This window comes from Streptomyces tibetensis, from assembly GCF_040647715.1.
In the GTDB taxonomy this organism is placed as follows: Bacteria; Actinomycetota; Actinomycetes; order Streptomycetales; family Streptomycetaceae; genus Streptomyces; species Streptomyces tibetensis_A.
On the sequence record NZ_JBEZCR010000007.1, the window covers coordinates 164,124 to 183,508 of the forward strand.

Sequence of the window (19,385 nt, forward strand, 5' to 3'; positions counted from 1 at the left end):
CCACTCGGCACCACGACCATGGGACCAGACCGAGGCCCAGGGGTATGCCTGGCCCTACCCCAGGTCTAGGCCCTGCCGCACTGCGCCTGCCCGCCCCTGCGCGGTTTCGTGGAGATCGACACCGACACCAGGGGGAACCCATGACACACGACGCCGTCCGGCTGGACTCGGTCACCAGGAGATACGGATCCCTGACCGCACTCGACGGGGTCTCCCTGTCGTTCCCCGCAGGGACCTTCACCGCCGTCATGGGCCCCTCCGGCTCCGGCAAGTCCACACTGCTCCAGTGCGCGGCCGGGCTGGACCGTCCCACCTCCGGGTCGGTCGCCGTGGGCGGCACCGAACTCACCGCGCTCGGCGAACGGCGGCTGACCCTGCTGCGGCGCGAGCGCGTCGGGTTCGTCTTCCAGGCGTTCAACCTGCTGCCCTCGCTGACCGCGGAACAGAACGTGGCCCTGCCCCTGCGCCTGGCCGGCCGCCGCGTCCCCACCGCCCGGGTGCGCCAGGCGCTCGGACAGGTCGGCCTCGCCGACCGGGCCAGGAACCGGCCGGCCCAGCTCTCCGGCGGCCAGCAGCAACGCGTCGCCCTGGCGCGCGCTTTGATCACCCGGCCCGACGTGCTGTTCGGCGACGAGCCGACCGGCGCCCTGGACACCCGGACCGGCCGCGAGGTGCTCGGCCTGCTGCGTGGGATGGTCGACCACGAGGGCCAGACGGTCGTCATGGTCACCCACGACCCGGTGGCCGCCGCGTACGCCGACCGTGTGGTCTTCCTCGTCGACGGCCGTGTGAGCGGGGAGTTGACGGGCGCCGACGCCGATGCCATCGCCACCCGCATGACCCGCCTGGAGGCCGTGCCGTGCTGAGCGTCACCCTGCGCACCCTGCGCGCCCGCTGGGCCACCTTCACCGGCAGCTTCGTCGCGCTCTCGCTGGGCGTGGCGCTGCTCACCGTGATGGGGCTGGCCCTGGCCTCGACGGCCACCGCCCCGCAGCGCGGCCCCGAACGCTTCGCCGCCGCACCGGTCGTGGTCAAGGGACAGGACACCCTGCGCGTGCCGACCCCGATCGGCATCCGGGAGTCCCGGCTCGCGCACCCCCGTCCCGTACCGGCCGCGACCCTCGCGCGGCTGCGGACACTGGGCCCGGTCGTCGAGGACCGCTCGTTTCCCGTACGGGCCGGGGACGGCCCCGCCGACCTGGTGGGCCACCCCTGGTCCACCGCCGCGTTCGCCCCGTACGACCTCGCCACCGGCCGGGCACCCCGCACGGACGGCGAGGTCACCGTCACCGGCGACTGGGCGCGCCCGGGCCAACGCATCCGCACCGATGCCGGCACCGTACGCGTCGTCGGCACGCTGACCTCCCGCGGCTTCGAGAACGCCGTGTTCTTCACGGACACCCGGGCCGCCCGACTTCACCCGCACACCACACAGTTGACCGTGAAGGCCGACCCCGCGTCCGTACGCCGCGCGGTGGGCGACAGCGCCCAGGTGCTCACCGGCACCGCACGCCGCCTCGCCGACGCCGACCCGGGCCGGGACCGTGAGGCGCTCACCGCCATGAACGCCCTGTTCGGCACCGCCGGCGGCATCACGGCCTTCGTGTCCGTCTTCGTCGTGGCGTCGACCTTCGCCTTCGCGGTCGCCCAACGCCGCAGGGAGTTCGCCCTGCTGCGCACCGCCGGGGCGAGTCCGGCCCAGCTCCGCCGGGCCGTCCTCGCCGAGGCCCTCGCCGTCGGCGTCCTCGCCTCGGTGGCCGGCTGCGCGCTGGGCTCCTACGGGGCACCACTGCTGGCGGCCCGGGTGGTCGAAGAGGGCCTCGCCCCGTCCTGGTTCACCATCGGCGGGCACACCTGGCCCTATCACGCGGCCTTCTGGACGGGCCTGCTCGTCGCGCTGGGCGGAGCCACCGCGGCCTCCCGGCGGGCCGGCCGCACCGCCCCGACCGAGGCCCTGCGTGAGGCGGCGGCTGACAGCGGCCCCCTGACCCGGGGACGCCTGCTCTGCGGCACGGTCCTCCTGCTCGCGGCCGCCGTGACCCTGGCCCTGTCCCTCACCGGCGACCCGTCCGACCTGCTCCACCGCAAGACGTACATCAGCCGCCCCATGCTGCTGATCACCGCGGCCGCCCTGCTCGCGCCGCTGGTTCTGCGGCCCCTCACCCGCCTGCTGACCTGCCTCCCCTCGGCCGTGGGCATGCTGGTCCGCGCGCACACGGCCACCGGAGTACGCCGCACCGCCGCCCTCGCGGCCCCCGTCCTCGTCACGGTCGCGCTCGCCGGTTCCCTCCTCGGCGCCACAGCGACCCTGAACCACGCGAAGTCCACCGAGACGAGCGAGCGCACCACCGCCGCCTTCGTCGTCACCCCGGCCGCCGGGCGGGGCTTCGACGCCGCCACCCTGAACAGGCTGCGTGCCGTACCGGGCGCGCGGATCTCACCGACGTCCTCGACGGCCGTCACCGTCCTGGAGGACGGTGTGGCCCTGATCCGTTCCGAGGGCCGCGCCGCGACCCCCGCCGGCCTGGCGGCCACCAGCCGCCTGCCGCTCGGCGCGGGCAGGACGGGCGACCTCGACGACGACTCGATCATCGTCAACGAGGAGTGGCAACGGCACCGGGCGGGCGACCGGGTCCGGGTATGGCTCGGCGACGGAACACCCCGCACCCTCCGCATCGCCGCGGTGATGCCCACCGGAACGGGCGGCAACGGCGTCTACGTCACCCCGCGCAACGCCCCGGGCGCCACGGTCGACCGCGTGGACGTGGCGCTCGAGGACGGCGCCGCCCCCGGCCCCGTGGCCGCCGCCCTGCGCGAGGCGGCCGGTGAAGGAGGCGGCCGGGTCCTCACCCGGGACGCGTGGATCGACGCCGCCCGGCCGGAAACCAACCGCACCACCCGTCTCGGTGTCTTCCTGGTCCTCGGCATCGCCCTGCTCTACACGGGCATCTCCGTGGCGAACACCACGGTGATGGCGGCCTCCGACCGGGTCCGCGACCTGGCCGTGCTGCGGCTGACCGGAGCCACCCGCCGTCAGGTACTGCGGTTGACCGCGGCCGAGGCCCTGACGGCCACCACGGCCGGTGCGCTCCTGGGCGTGCTGGTCACGGGGGTCAACCTGGCCGGCATGTGGGGCGCCCTCGGCCTGCTGTCGGTGAGGCCCACCGTCACCCTGCCGTGGCAGGCCCTCGGCACGACGGCGACCGCCTGCGCCCTGCTGGCCGTGGTCTGCGCGACGGTCCCCGCCGCCCTCACCCTGCGCCGCCGCCCGGCGGACCTTGCCGGCATGCGCGAATAGCCCGACGGGCCGGGCGGGCATGCGCGAACAGCCGGCGGCCCCGGCCGGCATGCGCGTATAGCCCGGCGATCCGGCCGGCGGGCGAGCGCGATCGGCCGCCCCGCCCGGGAGGGTCGATCTCAACACGAGACCGAACAGCGGGACGGCCTTCTACAGTGAACCCATGAGACGGACCTCGTTCAGCACCTGGCCCTGCTCGATCGCCCGCACCGCGGACATCCTGGGCGACGCCTGGACCCTCCTGGTGCTGCGCGAGGTCTTCTACGGCGAATCCCGCTTCGACGGCTTCATCGGCACCCTGGGCATCGCCCGCAACACCCTCACCGACCGGCTGCGGCGACTGGAGGCCGAGGGCCTGCTGCGGCGGCACGTCTACCAGAGGGACCCGGTCCGCCACGAGTACCTGCCGACGGAAAAGGGCCGCGACTTCTTCGGCGTCCTCGCCGCGATCAACGCCTGGGGCGACCGCTGGCTCGCCGGCGACGAGGGCGCCCCGGTGGTCCTGCACCACCGGCCCTGCGACCACGACACCGAGGCCCGGGTCGTCTGCTCCGCCTGCGGCGAGCCCCTGGCACAGCGGGACATGAGCGCCCGCACCGGCCCCGGCTACCCGCCCCGCCTCCTCGACGACCCGGTCGTACGGGAACGCTTCGCCCCGGGGCGGACACTGGGGGACGGCCCGGCCGAGCGAGCCTGAGAGCTTCCTCACACGGCCGGAACCCGGAGCACGACCGGAACCCGGACCGGCCCGAGACAACCGTCACATGCGCAGACACGAAGAACGGGCGGCATCTGATCGATGCCGCCCGTTCTCGACGGTGCGCGAGGGGGGAGTTGAACCCCCACGCCCTTGCGGGCACTGGAACCTGAATCCAGCGCGTCTGCCTATTCCGCCACCCGCGCATTGGGTGTGTCCTGGGCGTCTGCCCCTTTGGGGCCGGCGCCTTCCGACACCCAGAACATTAGCACGCTGGAAGGGGTGGGTTCACATCCCTTATCCCCGCAGGCAGACCCCCTGCCGAACCTTCGATGTCCCTGCCACGTATCAACGCGTACCGGTTCACGTATCAACCTCGTACCGGTACCCGCCGTCTCCGCAGGAGGGGCCGGGGTCCACAGTCAGGTGCGGGACACTGGTCTTCAGCCGCCTCTACGATCCTTGTCAGGCATACCGGAGGCGGATACGCGCAGCAGTAACACCGGAGGAGTTCGAAGACGAGCTCCACAGGGAACTTCGTCCTGCGTCGACACCCGTCGGCGGGGCTGACAGGGGGAACCAGCCGATCGAGCGGCGCGTGGATACGATCAGTAAGCAGTACCAGCCAAGCGGCCCGCTGGGCAGTACACAGGACGGCAGCTACGGAGGAGGTGCCTCATGGGAGTCCTGAAGAAGTTCGAGCAGCGTCTCGAAGGTCTGGTCAACGGCACCTTCGCCAAGGTGTTCAAGTCCGAGGTCCAGCCCGTGGAGATCGCCGGAGCGCTCCAGCGCGAGTGCGACAACAACGCCACGATCTGGAACCGCGACCGGACGGTCGTACCCAACGACTTCATCGTCGAACTGAGCACGCCCGACTTCGAGCGGCTCAGCCCCTACTCCGGCCAGCTCGGCGACGAGCTCGCCGGCATGGTGCGCGACTACGCCAAACAGCAGCGCTACACCTTCATGGGCCCGATCAAGGTGCACCTGGAGAAGGCGGACGACCTCGACACCGGCCTGTACCGGGTGCGCAGCCGTACGCTCGCCTCCTCCACCAGCCAGCAGGGCGGCCCGGGAGGCGGCGGCGCGCCCGCCGCCCCGCAGGGCGGACGCCCCGGTGGCTACGGCTACCCGCCGTCCGCCTCGCCCACCGGCGCCCCGCCCATGCCGGCCTCGCCACCGCCCGGCGCCCGCCCCGGCGGCTACGGCTACCCGCCCGCCGCGAGCGGTCAGCGCTCCCCGGCCGCCCCGGCCGCCGGCGGACGCACCCGCCACTGGATCGAGATCAACGGCACCCGCCACCAGATCTCCCGCGCCACGCTCGTACTGGGCCGCAGCACCGACGCCGACGTGCGGATCGACGACCCCGGCGTCTCCCGCCGGCACTGCGAGATCCGGACCGGAACGCCCTCGACGATCCAGGATCTCGGATCCACCAACGGCATCGTGGTGGACGGGCAGCACACCACCCGCGCTACGCTCCGCGACGGCTCGCGGATCGTCGTGGGCAGCACCACCATCATTTACCGGCAAGCCGAAGGGTGAAGCGGGGGCAATGTCAGAGCTGACCCTCACGGTCATGCGGCTGGGTTTCCTGGCCGTACTGTGGCTGTTCGTGATCGTGGCCGTGCAGGTCATCCGCAGCGACCTTTTCGGTACGCGTGTCACCCAGCGCGGCGGGCGCCGCGAAGCGGGCCGCCAGCAGCAGGCCGCCGCCCGCCAGGCACCGCCGCAGCAGCGCCAGCAGCCCACCGGCGGCCGCCGGGGCCGCAACGCCCCCACCAAGCTGGTCGTGACCGAAGGCACCCTCACCGGCACCACGGTCGCGCTCCAGGGCCAGACCATCACCCTGGGCCGGGCGCACGACTCGACGATCGTGCTGGACGACGACTACGCCTCCAGCCGCCATGCCAGGATCTACCCGGACCGCGACGGCCAGTGGATCGTCGAGGACCTCGGCTCCACCAACGGCACGTACCTGGACCGGTCCCGGCTGACGACTCCCACACCGATTGCGCTGGGCGCGCCGATCCGCATCGGCAAGACCGTCATCGAGCTGCGGAAGTAGTGCTACATCATGGATAGGCGCGAGCGGAGCGAGCACGCAGTGGCGGGCCCCACCCCGGCCCCCCGCGCGCTCCCGACCGGAGGGTGGGCAGTGTGGCTCGACACGACCGGCTGTACCCGGAGCCGACAGGCGAGGTGCGCATGAGTCTGTCACTGCGCTTCGCGGCCGGATCGCACAAGGGCATGATCCGGGAGGGCAACGAGGACTCCGGATACGCCGGCCCGCGCCTGCTCGCCATCGCCGACGGCATGGGCGGCGCGGCAGCCGGTGAGGTCGCCTCCTCCGAAGCCATCTCCACCATCGTCGCCCTCGACGACGACGTCCCCGGCTCCGACATCCTCACCTCGCTCGGCACCGCCGTACAGCGCGCCAACGACCAGCTGCGCTCCATGGTCGAGGACGACCCCCAGCTGGAAGGCATGGGGACCACCCTCACCGCCCTGCTGTGGACGGGCCAGCGCCTCGGCCTGGTCCACGTCGGCGACTCACGCGCCTACCTGCTCCGCGACGGCGTCCTCACCCAGATCACCCAGGACCACACCTGGGTGCAGCGCCTGGTCGACGAAGGCCGCATCACGGAGGAAGAGGCGACCACCCACCCGCAGCGCTCGCTGCTGATGCGCGCCCTCGGGTCCGGCGACCACGTCGAACCCGACCTGTCCATCCGCGAGGTCCGCGCCGGCGACCGCTACCTGATCTGCTCCGACGGCCTGTCCGGCGTGGTGTCCCACCAGACACTCGAGGACACCCTCGCCAGCTACCAGGGCCCGCAGGAAACCGTCCAGAACCTCATCGAGCTGGCGCTGCGCGGCGGCGGCCCGGACAACATCACGGTCATCATCGCCGACGTCCTCGACCTCGACACCGGTGACACCCTCGCGGGACAGCTGTCCGACACCCCCGTCGTCGTCGGCGCCGTCGCCGAGAACCAGCACCAGCTGCACGACAACGGCATCATGCAGACCCCCGCGGGCCGCGCCTCAGGGCTCGGCCGCCACGGCCGCGGCGGCGGAGGCGGCGAGTTCGGCCCGCCCGGCTCCGGCGACACCACCGGCTACATCCCCGCCGACGGCTTCGACTACGGCGACGACGACTTCACCAAGCCCCGCCGCAAGAAGGGCCGCTGGCTGAAGAGATCCCTCTACGGCGTCCTCGCCCTGGCCGTCGTCGGCGGCGGACTCTACGGCGGATACCGCTGGACGCAGACGCAGTACTACGTCGGCACCCAGGACGAGCACGTCGCGCTGTACCGGGGCATCAGCCAGGACCTGGCCTGGGTCTCGCTCTCGGACGTCGAGAAGGACCACCCCGAGATCGAACTCAAGTACCTGCCGCCCTACCAGCAGAAGCAGGTCGAGGCGACCATCCCCGAGGGCGGACTCAAGAACGCCCAGGCGAAGATCCAGGAACTGTCGGTGCAGGCCTCCGCGTGCAAGAAGCAGGCGCAGCGGCGCGAAGCCGAGAGCCAGAACAACTCCAAGACCGGCGAAGGTGAGGCCGGGGGCACCACGGGAACCACTCCCGCCTCCTTCACGTCCAAGGCCACACCGACGCCGAACCCGTCCAGCCCGTCGGGTTCACCGTCGGCCCCGGAGAAGTCCACGCCCCCGACCACGACCGCACCCACCCCCAGCCCCGGCCCCAGCCTCTCGGAGGAAGAGCAGAAGGTCGTCTCGCTGTGCGGTAAGCAGTAGCCGTGAGAGGCCCTGTCACACGATGAGCGGTACGAATACGTCGCACTCGGCGACGCACCACACGTCCACGATCGGCGCCATCGGCGCGCCGAGCCGACGCAACACCGAGCTCGCACTGCTGGTGTTCGCCGTCGTCATCCCGGTGTTCGCCTACGCCAACGTCGGCCTGGCCCTCCACGACTCGGTGCCCCCGGGCCTGCTGAGCTACGGGCTCGGGCTCGGACTGCTCGCGGGCGTCGGGCATCTGGTCGTCCGGAAGTTCGCGCCGTACGCGGACCCGCTGATGCTGCCGCTGGCGACGCTGCTCAACGGGCTCGGGCTGGTGGTGATCTGGCGGCTGGACCAGTCGAAGAAGCTCCAGGCGAGCAAGACCTTCGTCGAAGCGGCACCACGCCAGCTGCTGTACTCGGCGATGGGCGTCGCGCTGCTGGTGGTCGTGCTGATCTTCCTGAAGGACCACCGGGTCCTCCAGCGGTACACCTACATCTCCATGGCCGCGGCCCTGCTCCTGCTCGTGATGCCGCTGATCCCCGGCCTCAGCGCTCCGACCTACGGCGCCAAGATCTGGATCAAGATCCCCGGCATGGGGACACTCCAGCCCGGTGAGTTCGCGAAGATCGCCCTAGCGGTGTTCTTCGCCGGCTACCTCATGGTCAAGAGAGACGCCCTGGCCCTGGCCAGCCGCCGCTTCATGGGCCTGTACCTGCCACGCGGCCGCGACCTAGGACCGATCCTCGTGGTCTGGGTGATGTCGATCCTCATCCTGGTCTTCGAGACCGACCTCGGAACGTCCCTGCTGTTCTTCGGGATGTTCATCATCATGCTGTACGTCGCCACCGAGCGGACCAGCTGGATCGTCTTCGGTCTGCTGATGTCCGCGGTCGGTGCCGTCGGCGTGGCGAGCTTCGAGCCGCACATCCAGACGCGTGTGCAGGCCTGGCTCAACCCCATGCGCGAGTACGAGCTCTCCCGCGCCGCCGTCCAGGACGGCGTCGTCCACTCCGAGCAGGCCATGCAGGCCCTGTGGGCCTTCGGCTCCGGCGGCACCCTCGGCACCGGCCTCGGACAGGGCAACTCCGACCTCATCGGCTTCGCCGCCAACTCCGACTTCATCCTCGCCACCTTCGGCGAGGAGCTGGGCCTCGCGGGCGTCATGGCGATCATGCTGCTCTACGGTCTGATCGTCGAACGAGGTGTGCGCACCGCCCTCGCCGCCCGCGACCCGTTCGGCAAGCTGCTGGCCGTCGGCCTGTCCGGCGCCTTCGCGCTCCAGGTCTTCGTCGTGGCCGGCGGCGTGATGGGCCTCATCCCGCTGACCGGTATGACGCTGCCGTTCGTCGCGTACGGCGGTTCCTCCGTGATCGCCAACTGGGCGCTCATCGGGATCCTGCTGCGCATCAGCGACACCGCCCGCCGCCCCGCCCCCGCGCCCGCCGCCAACCCCGACGCCGAGATGACCCAGGTGGTCCGCCCGTCATGAACAAGCCCCTGCGCCGGATCGCGATCTTCTGCGGCCTGCTCGTTCTGGCACTGCTGATCCGCGACAACTGGATCCAGTACGTCCAGGCCGACGAGCTCCGGACCGACAAGAACAACCGCCGCGTCACCATCGAGCGCTACGCCTCCCCCCGCGGCAACATCATCGTCGGCGGAGAGCCGATCACCGGCTCCGCCGAATCGTCCGGCAGCGACTTCAAGTGGAAGCGCACCTACAAGGACGGCGCCATGTGGGCGCCGGTCACCGGCTACGCCTCGCAGGCCTTCGGCGCCACGCAGCTCGAGAGCATCGAAGACGGCATCCTCACCGGAAACGACGACCGGCTCTTCTTCCGCAACACCCTCGACATGCTCACCGGCGAGAAGCAGCAGGGCGGCAACGTCGTCACCACCCTGAACGCCGCCGCCCAGAAGGCCGCGTACAACGGCCTGAAGAAGCAGGGCGGCAAGGGTTCCGTCGTCGCCCTGGAGCCCTCCACGGGCAAGATCCTTGCTCTGGCCTCCTTCCCGTCGTACGACCCGTCCTCCTTCGCCGGGAACTCCACGACGACGGACACCAAGGCCTGGCAGAAGCTGCAGAAGAAGAACAACCCGAACGACCCGATGCTCAACCGGGCGCTGCGCGAGACCTACCCGCCCGGCTCCACCTTCAAGGTGGTCACCGCGGCCGCGGCGTTGGAGGACGGTCTCTACACGTCCGCTGACGCCAAGACGGACTCGCCGGACCCGTGGATCATGAAGGGCACCACCACCCCGCTGCCCAACGAAGGCAACATCCCCTGCAAGAACGCGACGCTGCGGGTGGCCCTCCAGTACTCCTGCAACACCGTCTTCGGCAAGATCGGCGCCGACCTCGGCAACGACAAGATGCTGGACATGGCCAAGAAGTTCGGCTTCGACGAGGAGCAGTTCACGCCGGTCCGCGCCAACGCCTCGGTCTTCAGCGACGACATGAACCCCTCTCAGACCGCGCTGTCCTCGATCGGCCAGTTCAACACCGCCGCCACCCCGCTGCAGATGGCCATGGTCGCCTCGGCGGTCGCCAACGACGGCAAGCTCATGAAGCCGTACATGGTCGACGAACTCCAGTCGCCCGGCCTCGACCCGATCGAGAAGACCGACCCCGAGGAGCTGAGCCAGCCGCTGTCGCCGGAGAACGCCCAGATCCTCCAGTCGATGATGGAGACGGTCGTCGACAAGGGCACCGGCGCCAACGCCAAGATCGACGGCGTCAAGGTGGGCGGCAAGACCGGTACCGCCCAGCACGGCGTCGACAACAGCGAGAACCCCTACGCGTGGTTCATCTCCTACGCCAAGGGCGACGACGGCAGCTCGCCGGTCGCCGTGGCGGTCGTCGTCGAGGACGACAACGCCGTCCGCGACGACATCTCCGGCGGCGGCCTCGCGGCCCCGATCGCGAGGAACGTGATGGAGGCGGTCATCGACAGCAAGAAGTGACCCCGCTCACGCCTGCTTCACATCGGTGCACGTTGCGATACCGGTCCTGTATCGGCTGACGGGCTTGGCCAGGTCACACAAAGCGAGCCGGGTACGGTAGGCCCGGACGGCAGCCTCCGACCGTACAAGCATGCCGGTCGGGACCGACGGAGAGGGCTGGTAGGTAGCTATGGAAGAGCCGCGTCGCCTCGGCGGCCGGTACGAACTGGGCCAGGTGCTCGGGCGTGGTGGCATGGCGGAGGTCTACCTCGCGCATGACACCCGTCTCGGCCGCACCGTGGCGGTGAAGACGCTGCGCGCGGATCTCGCGCGTGACCCTTCCTTCCAGGCCCGGTTCCGCCGGGAGGCCCAGTCGGCCGCCTCGCTCAACCATCCCGCGATCGTCGCGGTCTACGACACGGGCGAGGACTACATCGACAACGTGTCGATCCCGTACATCGTCATGGAGTACGTGGACGGCTCGACCCTGCGTGAGCTGCTGCACTCCGGCCGCAAGCTGCTGCCGGAGCGGGCCATGGAGATGACCATCGGCATCCTCCAGGCCCTGGAGTACTCCCACCGCGCCGGCATCGTCCACCGCGACATCAAGCCGGCGAACGTCATGCTGACGCGCAACGGCCAGGTCAAGGTCATGGACTTCGGCATCGCCCGGGCGATGGGCGACTCCGGCATGACGATGACGCAGACCTCCGCGGTCATCGGCACCGCCCAGTACCTCTCCCCGGAGCAGGCCAAGGGCGAGCAGGTCGACGCCCGCTCCGACCTGTACTCCACCGGCTGTCTCCTCTACGAGCTGCTGACCGTCCGTCCGCCGTTCGTCGGCGACTCCCCGGTGGCCGTGGCGTACCAGCACGTCCGGGAGGAACCGCAGTCGCCGAGCGTCTTCGACCCCGAGATCACGCCCGAGATGGACGCGATCGTGCTGAAGGCGCTCGTCAAGGACCCGGACTACCGCTACCAGTCGGCCGACGAGATGCGCGCCGACATCGAGGCCTGCCTCGACGGCCAGCCGGTCGCCGCCACGGCCGCGATGGGCGCGGTCGGCTACGGCGGCTACCCCGACGACCAGCCGACGACGGCCCTGCGCGCGGACTCCGGCGCCGGAGCCACGTCCATGCTGCCCCCGATGAACCCCGACGACGGCGGCTACGGCTACGACGACCGCCCCGACCGGCGCCGCGGGCAGCAGCGCAAGTCCAACACCTCCACGATCCTGCTGGTGGTGGCGGGCATCCTCGTCCTGGTCGGAGCGATCCTGATCGGCCGGTGGGCGGTCAGCGGCGGCGGCGTGGGCAACGACAGGGTCGAGACACCCAACTTCGTCGGCGAGACGAAAGACGGCGCCCGGAAGCTGGCGACCAACTCCGATCTCAAACTGAGCTTCTCCAGCAAGCCCTGTGCCGAACAGAGCAAGGGCAAGATCTGCTCCCAGGACCCTGTCGCCACGACCAAGGTCGACAAGGGCGACACCATCTCCCTGGTCGTGTCGACGGGGGCGCCGAAGGTGACGGTACCCAGCGTCACCGGTCTGAGCCTCCAGGACGCGAAGGACAAGCTGGAGGACGCCAAGTACAAGTTCGACGTCAAGACGGAGACCCGGACGTCCCCCGAGAAGGCCGGCACCGTCCTGGAGCAGAACCCCACCACGGGCGAAGAAGTGGAGAAGGGCTCCACGATCACCCTGATCATCGCCAAGGAAGCACAGAAGTCCACCGTCCCGGACGTGCTCGGCCAGAGCTGTGACGCCGCCAAGCAGCAGATGCAGGCCAGCGACCTGGTCGGCAACTGCACCGAGGTGGAGACCGACGACGACAACCAGGTCGGCAAGGTCATCCAGACGACGCCCCAGGCCGGCACGTCGGTCGACCCGAACTCGTCGGTCAACATCCAGATCGGCAAGAAGAAGCAGCAGCAGAAGGTCAAGGTCCCGCAGGTCGTCGGCCAGACGGTCGGCCAGGCCAAGCAGACCCTCGCGCAGGCCGGCTTCACCAACATCCAGTTCGCGGGCGGCAGCGACCAGAGCGACAACGCCTTCGTCGCCGGCCAGAACCCCGGCCCCAACCAGGAGGTCGACGACCCGGCAGGGACGACGATCACCCTCCAGACGGTGGGCGTCGGGAACAACGGCGGAAACAACAACGGCGGCGGCGGAAACGGCGGCATCTTCGGCGGCCTCAACGGCAACAACCAAGACGACTGACCCACTCCCACCGCACAGCACCCCACAGAGCCCCCGGCCCTCACACAGGCCGGGGGCTCTGCCGTTCACGACCGCGGACATCCCCGCAAAAATGTGCGCCCGTCGATCGTGTCTTCATATGTCCCGACTCGTTCACCGGGTGGGGTGGGCCATCGGAACCCCACCCCGGCCACACGAGCCGGAGGACAGAACGTGATCGACGAAACGGCCTTGCTGGAATCACAGACCCTGCGCGGCAGCGTGCTCGGCGGCTACCGGCTGCTCACCAGCGAAGAACTGAGGTCCTTCAAGAACCTCCCCTCCCTCGACGCCCGCATCGACCAGCGCATCACCCACATCCCAAGGTCCTGCACGACTCCGAGGTCGCCCTGTTCGTGGCCACATGCCCCTTCACCCGCGACGCCCTCAACATCGCAGCCGAGAGCGGCATCACCGCCGTACACCGCGGACTGGTCGAGGAGTGGAGCGCCGGGGCGGCCCTGGCCGTTCTGGGGTGACGGCCCGACCACCACAAAGGCCCGAAGCCGCAAGAGTTGGTTGCGGCTTCGGGCCTCCGTCATGCTAGCGGCCCACCTCCCACGAAGCAGGCAGTCAGCCCAGTTCCTTCGGCGGTGTCCGGTCCGCGTCCACCTTCTGCACGCGCTCCAGCTCCCCCCACACCACGTACCGGTACGTGCTCGTGTACACCGGCGTGCAGGTCGTCAGCGTGATGTAGCGGCCCGGCTTCTTCCTGCCGGACTCCTCCGGGACCTGGGACAGAACCTTGACGTTGAACTTCGAGGTCTCCGGAAGGATGTCGAAGACCTTGTAGACGTACCACTTGTCCTTCGTCTCGAAGACGATCGGGTCGCCCTTCTCGATCTTGTCGATGTTGTGGAACTTGGCGCCGTGACCGTCACGGTGCGCGGCGAGGGAGAAGTTGCCGTCCTTGCCCGACATCGGCAGGGTCGCCTTCACCGGATCGGTGTAGTAGCCGGCGACACCGTCGTTGAGGATCTTGGCCGACGTACCCTTCTCGACCAGGACCTCGCCGTTGCGCATCGCCGGCACGTGCAGGAACCCGATGCCGTTCTTGGTGTCCAGCGCACCGGGACCGCCCCGGCCATGGGCCCAGTCCTCACGGACCTTGTCGGCCTGCTTGCCGGCCTCCCGGTCGGCGACCACGTTCGTCCACCACAGTGAGTAGACGACGAACAGGCCGAGGACCAGGCCCGCCGTGATGAGGAGTTCCCCGAGGAAACTGACCGCCATGGCGACCGGGCCGGGCCTGCGACGTGCCGCAGGCGGCCGGGACGCCCCGCCGGTGTGCTTCTCGTGGTCCGTGTCGGTGGTCGCTGCCACTGGTCATCTGCCCTTAACTGACGAGCGCATCCGGCTTGCCCTTGCTGCGCGGCCGTTCCTCGACCATCTTGCCCCAGACGATCATCCGGTACTTGCTGGTGAACTCCGGCGTGCACGTGGTCAGCGTGATGTAACGGCCGGGCTTGGTGAATCCGGACCCCGTGGGCACGGGCTTCAGCACGCTCGTGTTGCTCGGCGGCGTCACCGGAAGGATCGACGTCATCTTGTAGACGAAGTACTCGTCCTGCGTCTCCACGACGATCGGATCGCCCGGAGCGAGCTTGTTGATGTACCGGAACGGCTCCCCATGGGTGTTGCGGTGACCCGCGAGCCCGAAGTTGCCGCTCTTGTCACCGGGCATCGCCGTCTTCAGCGCACCCTCGGCGTAGTGGCCGACCATCCCCCGGTCCAGCACGCCCTTGCTGCTGGTGCCCTCGGCGATCGGCACCACCACGTCCAGCTTCGGAATGTGCAGGATGGCGAAACCCTGCCCCGGCTCGAACGCCCCCGGGCTGCGCTTGCCACTCGCCCAGTCGTTCTGCAGGCTGCTGGCCTCCTGACCGGCCTCGGCATGCGCCCGGACGTTCGTCCACCACAGCTGATAGGTGACGAACAGCAGCATCAGCACGCCGGTGGTGATGAACACCTCGCCGATCGCCCGGCTCGCGACGACCGCCGGACCGGGCTTGCGCGCCCGCGCCTGCCGCCGCGCCTCGACCCGCGACAGCGGAGCCCGCCCCGGGCTACCGGAATCGACATCGCTGCCCTCGTGGGCGGCCCCCGGAGCGTCCGTCGCACCCCCATGGCGCCCATGACGGCGTTTGGCGGCCTTCCTGCGGGCCGCGCGGCCCCCAGGGGCGGCACCCTCCTGCCGGGCGCCGGAAGAAGCCGGAGAACCCGCTGTGGGATCGCCGCCCTCCGCCGGAGGATCCGGAACCCGCAGCGCCACCGTCTCCTCGTCCACGGGCGGCAGATACGGCTCGTCCGGAACGGGCTCGTACGACGCGTACTGACCCGGGTGCCGCACACCGGACTGCGGCCCCGCTCCCGGCCCCGGCGGATACGGCTCCTGCTGCGAGGACGCCCCGTACCCCCCGCCCGACCAGTCCTCGAACGCACCCGACACCCCGTACGACTGCTGCCCGTACGAGGTGTCGGACTCGCGCTCGGGGCGCAGCGCGGTCACGCCGTGGCCCTGCCCACCACCGGGGCGAGCCCGGCCGACCTCGCCACCGCACCTTGGTCGCCGCACTCCACCAGCCAGTTCGCCAGCATCCGGTGCCCGTGCTCGGTCAACACCGACTCGGGGTGGAACTGCACTCCCTCAACCGGCAGTTCGCGGTGCCTGAGGCCCATCACGATGCCGTCGTGCGTGCGCGCCGTGACCTCCAGCTCGGCCGGAACCGTCGCCGGCTCGGCGGCCAGCGAGTGGTAGCGCGTCGCCGTGAACGGGGAAGGCAGGCCCGCGAAGACACCACCACCGCCGTGCTCGACCAACGACGTCTTGCCGTGCAGCAACTCGGGGGCGCGGTCCACCACACCGCCGTAGGCCACCTGCATCGACTGCATGCCGAGGCACACGCCGAAGACCGGGACGCCCGTGTCGGCGCAGTGCCGCACCATGTCGACGCAGACACCCGCCTGCTCCGGCGTGCCGGGCCCCGGAGAGAGCAGAACGCCGTCGAAACCGTCCTGGGCGTGCGCCGTCGACACCTCGTCGTTGCGCAGCACCTCGCACTCCGCGCCCAGCTGGTACAGGTACTGGACGAGGTTGAAGACGAAGCTGTCGTAGTTGTCGACGACGAGAATGCGCGCGCTCACTGGTTGTCCACCGTCACATCGTTGAAGGGCAGCAGCGGTTCCGCCCACGGGAAGACGTACTGGAAGAGGACGTAGACCACGGCCACGACCAGGACGAGTGAGATCACTGCCTTAGCCCACGTGTTTCCCGGCAGATGCCGCCAGATCCAGCCGTACATGCCGTCCCTTCCGTCGTACCACGGCACCAGACCCACGCCGTACAGCCACCAGACTAACGGCGCAGCGCCTCTGGTTTCCCGGCCTCCACAGGCTGAGTGGAGTCCAGGTGCGCCCAGACGATCAGCCGATGACTGTGTCCCCATTCCGGTTCGCACGTGGTCAGCGTCAGATACCGGCCCGAACGCGTATACCCGGAAGTACGTGGGACAGGGTCGATCACCTCGATGTCGGACGGGACTGTTTTGTACGGGCCTTTGTCGATCCGATACGTGAACCAGGTCCTGCCGTCGGTCAGCACCACCGCGTCACCCCGCCTGAGCTCGGGAAAGTCCTTGAAAGGATCACCGTGGGTACGGCGATGGCCGGCGACCGCGAAGTTCCCCTTCTGCCCGAGCTGTGCGGTCTCGGCGTAGTGGCCCAGGCCCTTCTTCAGGGTGCCGGTGGCGGTGCCTTCGAGCACGGGCTTGTTCCACGTGAAACCGAGCCGCGGGATGTACATGATCGCGAAAGGCCTGCCCTTGGCGTAGGGCGCGGGCCTCGCAGGACCCGCCGGCAGGCCGCCGGCCGACGGACGGGGCTTCGCCCACTCCTTGTGAAGCAGGTCGATCTGGTCGTCCATGACGCCGTCGGCCTTCACGCCGGTCCAGAAGAGCACATAGACGACGAACAGCACGATCAGGCTGCCGACGGTGATGCAGAGCTCGCTGACGGTCCTGACGATCACGCGCACCGGCAGCTCCCCCGGCCTGGCCGCTACTCCACGGGCTTCGCGTAGTGCAGATCCACTGTGCCCGAGTAGCCGGGCAGAGTCACCGGGCCGTTCTCCTCGACTTTCCATCCGAGCCCGTAGACATTGACGTAGACCATGTAGTTCTGGATGGCCGGCGATGCCGCGAGCGCCTTCTGCAGCCTGCCCGGGTCACCCACCGCCGTGATCTTGTACGGCGGCGAGTACACGCGGCCCTGAAGGATCAGGGTGTTGCCCACGCAGCGCACCGCACTGGTGGAGATCAGCCGCTGGTCCATGACCTTGATGCCCTTGGCCCCGCCCTGCCACAGCGCGTTCACCACGGCCTGGAGGTCCTGCTGGTGGATGACCAGGTAGTCCGGCTGCGGCTCGGGATAGCCGGGGAGCTTGGCCGTGGCGTCCGGCGGGGCGTCGTTGAGGGTGACCGAGAGCGTCTCGCCCCTGAGCTTCTGCGTGCCCGCACGCTTCTCCAACGCGGTGAGCTTGTCGTCCTCCGCCTTGGTGCTGCCGTCGTCGCGCTCGGCGAGGGCCTCTATCTCCTGGCGCAGAGTGCCGTTGGTCTCGTCCAGCTCGCCGTTCTCCCGGCTGCGCTCGTGGATGAGGTCGGACAACTTCAGCAGGGAGGTGTCCGTGCGGATGTTGGTGCCCTTGGCCGTGTTGAAGCTGGTGAAGAAAATAAGCCCCGCCAGAGCGAACACGGCCGCCGTGAGGACGCGCACAGGCCGGAAACGCCGCGCGCGCTCAGGGCTGGATCCCGTCCCGGGGGAGTCGGCAGAATTGCTCAACGTACCCTTATCTCCTTCGGCGCGGCGGAAGCACTACGCTAACGGACGCCCGGGGGAGCAATCGGAGTCCCCTTACGCTGCCCCGAGACCGACCCAGTTACCTGCGCGGCCACGCAGCGCATCGACAGGAGAGACCCTCGTGCCGAAGTCACGTATCCGCAAGAAGGCCGACTACACGCCGCCGCCTGCGAAGCAGACGACCGCCATCAAGCTCAGCAACCGTGCCTGGGTCGCGCCCGTCATGCTGGCCATGTTCCTCATCGGCCTGGCCTGGATCGTCGTCTTCTACGTCACCGACGGTTCGCTGCCCCTCGACTCGCTGGGCAACTGGAACATCGTGGTGGGATTCGGCTTCATCGCCGCCGGATTCGGCGTCTCGACCCAGTGGAAGTAGCGGTCACCGCACGGTGAACGCAGCTCTGCCCAGGGGTGTTCACTGAGTTATCCACAGCGGTTTTCCACATGGGGATAATGAAGACGATCTGTGGATAACCCATGGGACGTTGACGCCGGTATGACGGAAGTACCGGTACTCGAAAACATGTTCGCCCCCTGTCTGACCTGCGGTTTCGCAGGCCGGTGGCAGGGGGCACATGTGTTCCCGCACTGTATGCACAAGATCCGACACCCGCTGTGGACAACGCCTGCTCAGGCGAGCTGCGCCGTCCTCAGAACAGTCATCAGCACGACGACCCCCAGGACCAGGGCGCAGGTGCCGTACTGCACGATCGCGCGGCGCTCGCGCGGTGCGTGGACCATGGCGTAGCCGACGACGACACCGGCGACCAGGCCTCCGATGTGGGCCTGCCAGGAGATGTTGAAGCCGGGGCTGAAGGTGAAGATCAGGTTGATCACCAGCAGCGCGATGATCGGCCGCATGTCGTAGTTGAGCCGGCGCATGAGCACGGCTGTCGCGCCGAAGAGGCCGAAGATCGCACCTGAGGCGCCCAGGGTCGCGGTGGTCGGGGACGCCAGCAGGTAGGCCAGGGCGCTGCCCGCGAGGCCGGAGATGAAGTAGAGCGCGAGATAGCGGGCGCGGCCGAGTGCTGCCTCGAGCGGGCCGCCGAGCCACCAGAGGCTGAGCATGTTGAACGCGATGTGCCAGATTTCCTGGTGCGTGAACATCGACGTCACCATGCGGTACCACTCGCCTCCCGCCACGCCCTGTGTGGGCGTGAAGGGCGCCGGCGGCCAGGCACCGAGCAGGACGATGTCGTTCAGCAGCGACTCGTGGACCTGGACGGCGATGAACACGGCCAGGTTGATGCCGATGAGGATCTTGGTCAGCAGCCGGGGGTCGGCGGCGATGGAGCCGCCCGCGATCGTGCGGGGCAGGGCGGCCGTGGGTGACTGGCCGGTGCCGGAGCCGGTGCGGACGCACTCGGGGCACTGGAAGCCGACGGAGGCGTTGACCATGCACTCGGGGCAGATCGGGCGCTCGCAGCGGGTGCAGCGGATGCCGGTCTCGCGGTCCGGGTGGCGGTAGCACATGGGGACGCTGTGGGCGTCCTGCGGGCTGCTGGCAGCCTGGTCGTCCATGGTCTCCCCTAGGTCGTGTGAGAAAAGCCCGCCCCGCTCATCCTTACGGATGAGCGGGGCGATTGGTTCCCTGCGGGAGC

General features: G+C 69.6%; 17 protein-coding genes and 1 tRNA gene. 11 read left to right on the forward strand and 7 right to left on the reverse strand.

Translation table 11 applies throughout. From position 1 onward, the window contains the following. Positions 1–140: 140 nt before the first annotated feature. From AB0B29_RS20155 to AB0B29_RS20165, 3 genes are all read left to right on the forward strand, one after another. Entirely contained in the window at positions 141–866 is a 726-nt protein-coding gene (locus AB0B29_RS20155; protein ID WP_362241415.1) for an ABC transporter ATP-binding protein, read from the forward strand. Further along, on the forward strand, positions 860–3,298 hold the full coding sequence (locus AB0B29_RS20160; protein ID WP_362241418.1) for an ABC transporter permease: 2,439 nt from the start codon (positions 860–862) through the stop codon (positions 3,296–3,298). The genes AB0B29_RS20155 and AB0B29_RS20160 overlap by 7 nt, the downstream gene beginning before the upstream one ends. A 163-nt stretch (positions 3,299–3,461) precedes the next feature. Further along, the gene (locus tag AB0B29_RS20165; protein ID WP_362241420.1) at positions 3,462–3,995 is read left to right on the forward strand and encodes a winged helix-turn-helix transcriptional regulator; all 534 of its coding nucleotides are present in this window, start codon (positions 3,462–3,464) and stop codon (positions 3,993–3,995) included. A gap of 122 nt (positions 3,996–4,117) precedes the next feature. On the opposite strand, the gene AB0B29_RS20170 is transcribed toward AB0B29_RS20165, so the two are convergent. Next, positions 4,118–4,201: transfer RNA gene (locus tag AB0B29_RS20170), tRNA-Leu, on the reverse strand. Positions 4,202–4,673: 472 nt separating this feature from the next. Here AB0B29_RS20170 and AB0B29_RS20175 point away from each other — a divergent pair. The 7 genes from AB0B29_RS20175 to AB0B29_RS20205 all read left to right on the forward strand — a co-directional run bounded on the left by AB0B29_RS20175 (position 4,674) and on the right by AB0B29_RS20205 (position 13,409). Further along, positions 4,674–5,540 (forward strand): DUF3662 and FHA domain-containing protein, encoded by an 867-nt coding sequence (locus AB0B29_RS20175; RefSeq protein WP_362241422.1) that lies wholly within the window; start codon positions 4,674–4,676, stop codon positions 5,538–5,540. A 10-nt stretch (positions 5,541–5,550) separates the two neighbouring features. Beyond that, complete coding sequence (locus tag AB0B29_RS20180) at positions 5,551–6,063, forward strand: FHA domain-containing protein FhaB/FipA (RefSeq protein ID WP_362241425.1); 513 nt, start codon at positions 5,551–5,553, stop codon at positions 6,061–6,063. Positions 6,064–6,203: 140 nt separating this feature from the next. Continuing rightward, the gene (locus tag AB0B29_RS20185) at positions 6,204–7,757 is read left to right on the forward strand and encodes a Stp1/IreP family PP2C-type Ser/Thr phosphatase (protein ID WP_362241428.1); all 1,554 of its coding nucleotides are present in this window, start codon (positions 6,204–6,206) and stop codon (positions 7,755–7,757) included. Between the two features lie 22 nt (positions 7,758–7,779). Then, positions 7,780–9,237 (forward strand): FtsW/RodA/SpoVE family cell cycle protein, encoded by a 1,458-nt coding sequence (locus AB0B29_RS20190; protein WP_362241431.1) that lies wholly within the window; start codon positions 7,780–7,782, stop codon positions 9,235–9,237. Continuing rightward, positions 9,234–10,712 carry a peptidoglycan D,D-transpeptidase FtsI family protein gene (locus tag AB0B29_RS20195; RefSeq protein ID WP_362241433.1) on the forward strand — a complete coding sequence of 493 codons (1,479 nt, stop codon included), beginning with the start codon at positions 9,234–9,236 and terminating at the stop codon, positions 10,710–10,712. Before AB0B29_RS20190 ends, AB0B29_RS20195 begins: the two co-directional genes overlap by 4 nt. A gap of 169 nt (positions 10,713–10,881) precedes the next feature. After that, positions 10,882–12,912 (forward strand): Stk1 family PASTA domain-containing Ser/Thr kinase, encoded by a 2,031-nt coding sequence (pknB, locus tag AB0B29_RS20200; protein ID WP_362241436.1) that lies wholly within the window; start codon positions 10,882–10,884, stop codon positions 12,910–12,912. Positions 12,913–13,286: 374 nt separating this feature from the next. After that, complete coding sequence (locus AB0B29_RS20205) at positions 13,287–13,409, forward strand: hypothetical protein (protein WP_362241438.1); 123 nt, start codon at positions 13,287–13,289, stop codon at positions 13,407–13,409. 94 nt (positions 13,410–13,503) lie between these two features. Here AB0B29_RS20205 and AB0B29_RS20210 read toward each other — a convergent pair whose 3' ends face one another. The 5 genes from AB0B29_RS20210 to AB0B29_RS20230 all read right to left on the reverse strand — a co-directional run bounded on the left by AB0B29_RS20210 (position 13,504) and on the right by AB0B29_RS20230 (position 17,766). Then, entirely contained in the window at positions 13,504–14,253 is a 750-nt protein-coding gene (locus AB0B29_RS20210; protein ID WP_362241441.1) for a class E sortase, read from the reverse strand. 13 nt (positions 14,254–14,266) lie between these two features. After that, positions 14,267–15,439, reverse strand: a complete 1,173-nt coding sequence (locus AB0B29_RS20215; protein WP_362241444.1) for a class E sortase — start codon at positions 15,437–15,439, stop codon at positions 14,267–14,269. Further along, a complete protein-coding gene (locus AB0B29_RS20220; protein WP_104779146.1) occupies positions 15,436–16,074 on the reverse strand; it encodes an aminodeoxychorismate/anthranilate synthase component II in 639 nt (212 codons plus the stop codon). The genes AB0B29_RS20215 and AB0B29_RS20220 overlap by 4 nt, the downstream gene beginning before the upstream one ends. A gap of 211 nt (positions 16,075–16,285) precedes the next feature. After that, positions 16,286–16,963 (reverse strand): class E sortase, encoded by a 678-nt coding sequence (locus AB0B29_RS20225; protein ID WP_362241446.1) that lies wholly within the window; start codon positions 16,961–16,963, stop codon positions 16,286–16,288. Positions 16,964–16,986: 23 nt separating this feature from the next. Further along, complete coding sequence (locus tag AB0B29_RS20230) at positions 16,987–17,766, reverse strand: DUF881 domain-containing protein (RefSeq protein ID WP_362241449.1); 780 nt, start codon at positions 17,764–17,766, stop codon at positions 16,987–16,989. Between the two features lie 139 nt (positions 17,767–17,905). Here AB0B29_RS20230 and crgA point away from each other — a divergent pair, with 139 nt between their 5' ends. Beyond that, entirely contained in the window at positions 17,906–18,160 is a 255-nt protein-coding gene (gene crgA / locus AB0B29_RS20235; RefSeq protein ID WP_361871491.1) for a cell division protein CrgA, read from the forward strand. Between the two features lie 254 nt (positions 18,161–18,414). Here crgA and AB0B29_RS20240 read toward each other — a convergent pair whose 3' ends face one another. Beyond that, the gene (locus tag AB0B29_RS20240) at positions 18,415–19,305 is read right to left on the reverse strand and encodes a rhomboid family intramembrane serine protease (RefSeq protein ID WP_362241451.1); all 891 of its coding nucleotides are present in this window, start codon (positions 19,303–19,305) and stop codon (positions 18,415–18,417) included. Positions 19,306–19,385: the final 80 nt, after the last annotated feature.

Excerpts from the sequence above, each read along its gene's own strand:
- AB0B29_RS20185 (WP_362241428.1), top strand. The coding sequence starts at position 6,204 with ATGAGTCTGTCACTGCGCTTCGCGGCCGGATCGCACAAGGGCATGATC.
- AB0B29_RS20175 (WP_362241422.1), top strand. The coding sequence starts at position 4,674 with ATGGGAGTCCTGAAGAAGTTCGAGCAGCGTCTCGAAGGTCTGGTCAAC.
- AB0B29_RS20180 (WP_362241425.1), top strand. The coding sequence starts at position 5,551 with ATGTCAGAGCTGACCCTCACGGTCATGCGGCTGGGTTTCCTGGCCGTA.
- AB0B29_RS20195 (WP_362241433.1), top strand. The coding sequence starts at position 9,234 with ATGAACAAGCCCCTGCGCCGGATCGCGATCTTCTGCGGCCTGCTCGTT.
- AB0B29_RS20165 (WP_362241420.1), top strand. The coding sequence starts at position 3,462 with ATGAGACGGACCTCGTTCAGCACCTGGCCCTGCTCGATCGCCCGCACC.
- pknB (WP_362241436.1), top strand. The coding sequence starts at position 10,882 with ATGGAAGAGCCGCGTCGCCTCGGCGGCCGGTACGAACTGGGCCAGGTG.
- AB0B29_RS20155 (WP_362241415.1), top strand. The coding sequence starts at position 141 with ATGACACACGACGCCGTCCGGCTGGACTCGGTCACCAGGAGATACGGA.
- AB0B29_RS20190 (WP_362241431.1), top strand. The coding sequence starts at position 7,780 with ATGAGCGGTACGAATACGTCGCACTCGGCGACGCACCACACGTCCACG.
- AB0B29_RS20240 (WP_362241451.1), bottom strand. The coding sequence starts at position 19,305 with ATGGACGACCAGGCTGCCAGCAGCCCGCAGGACGCCCACAGCGTCCCC.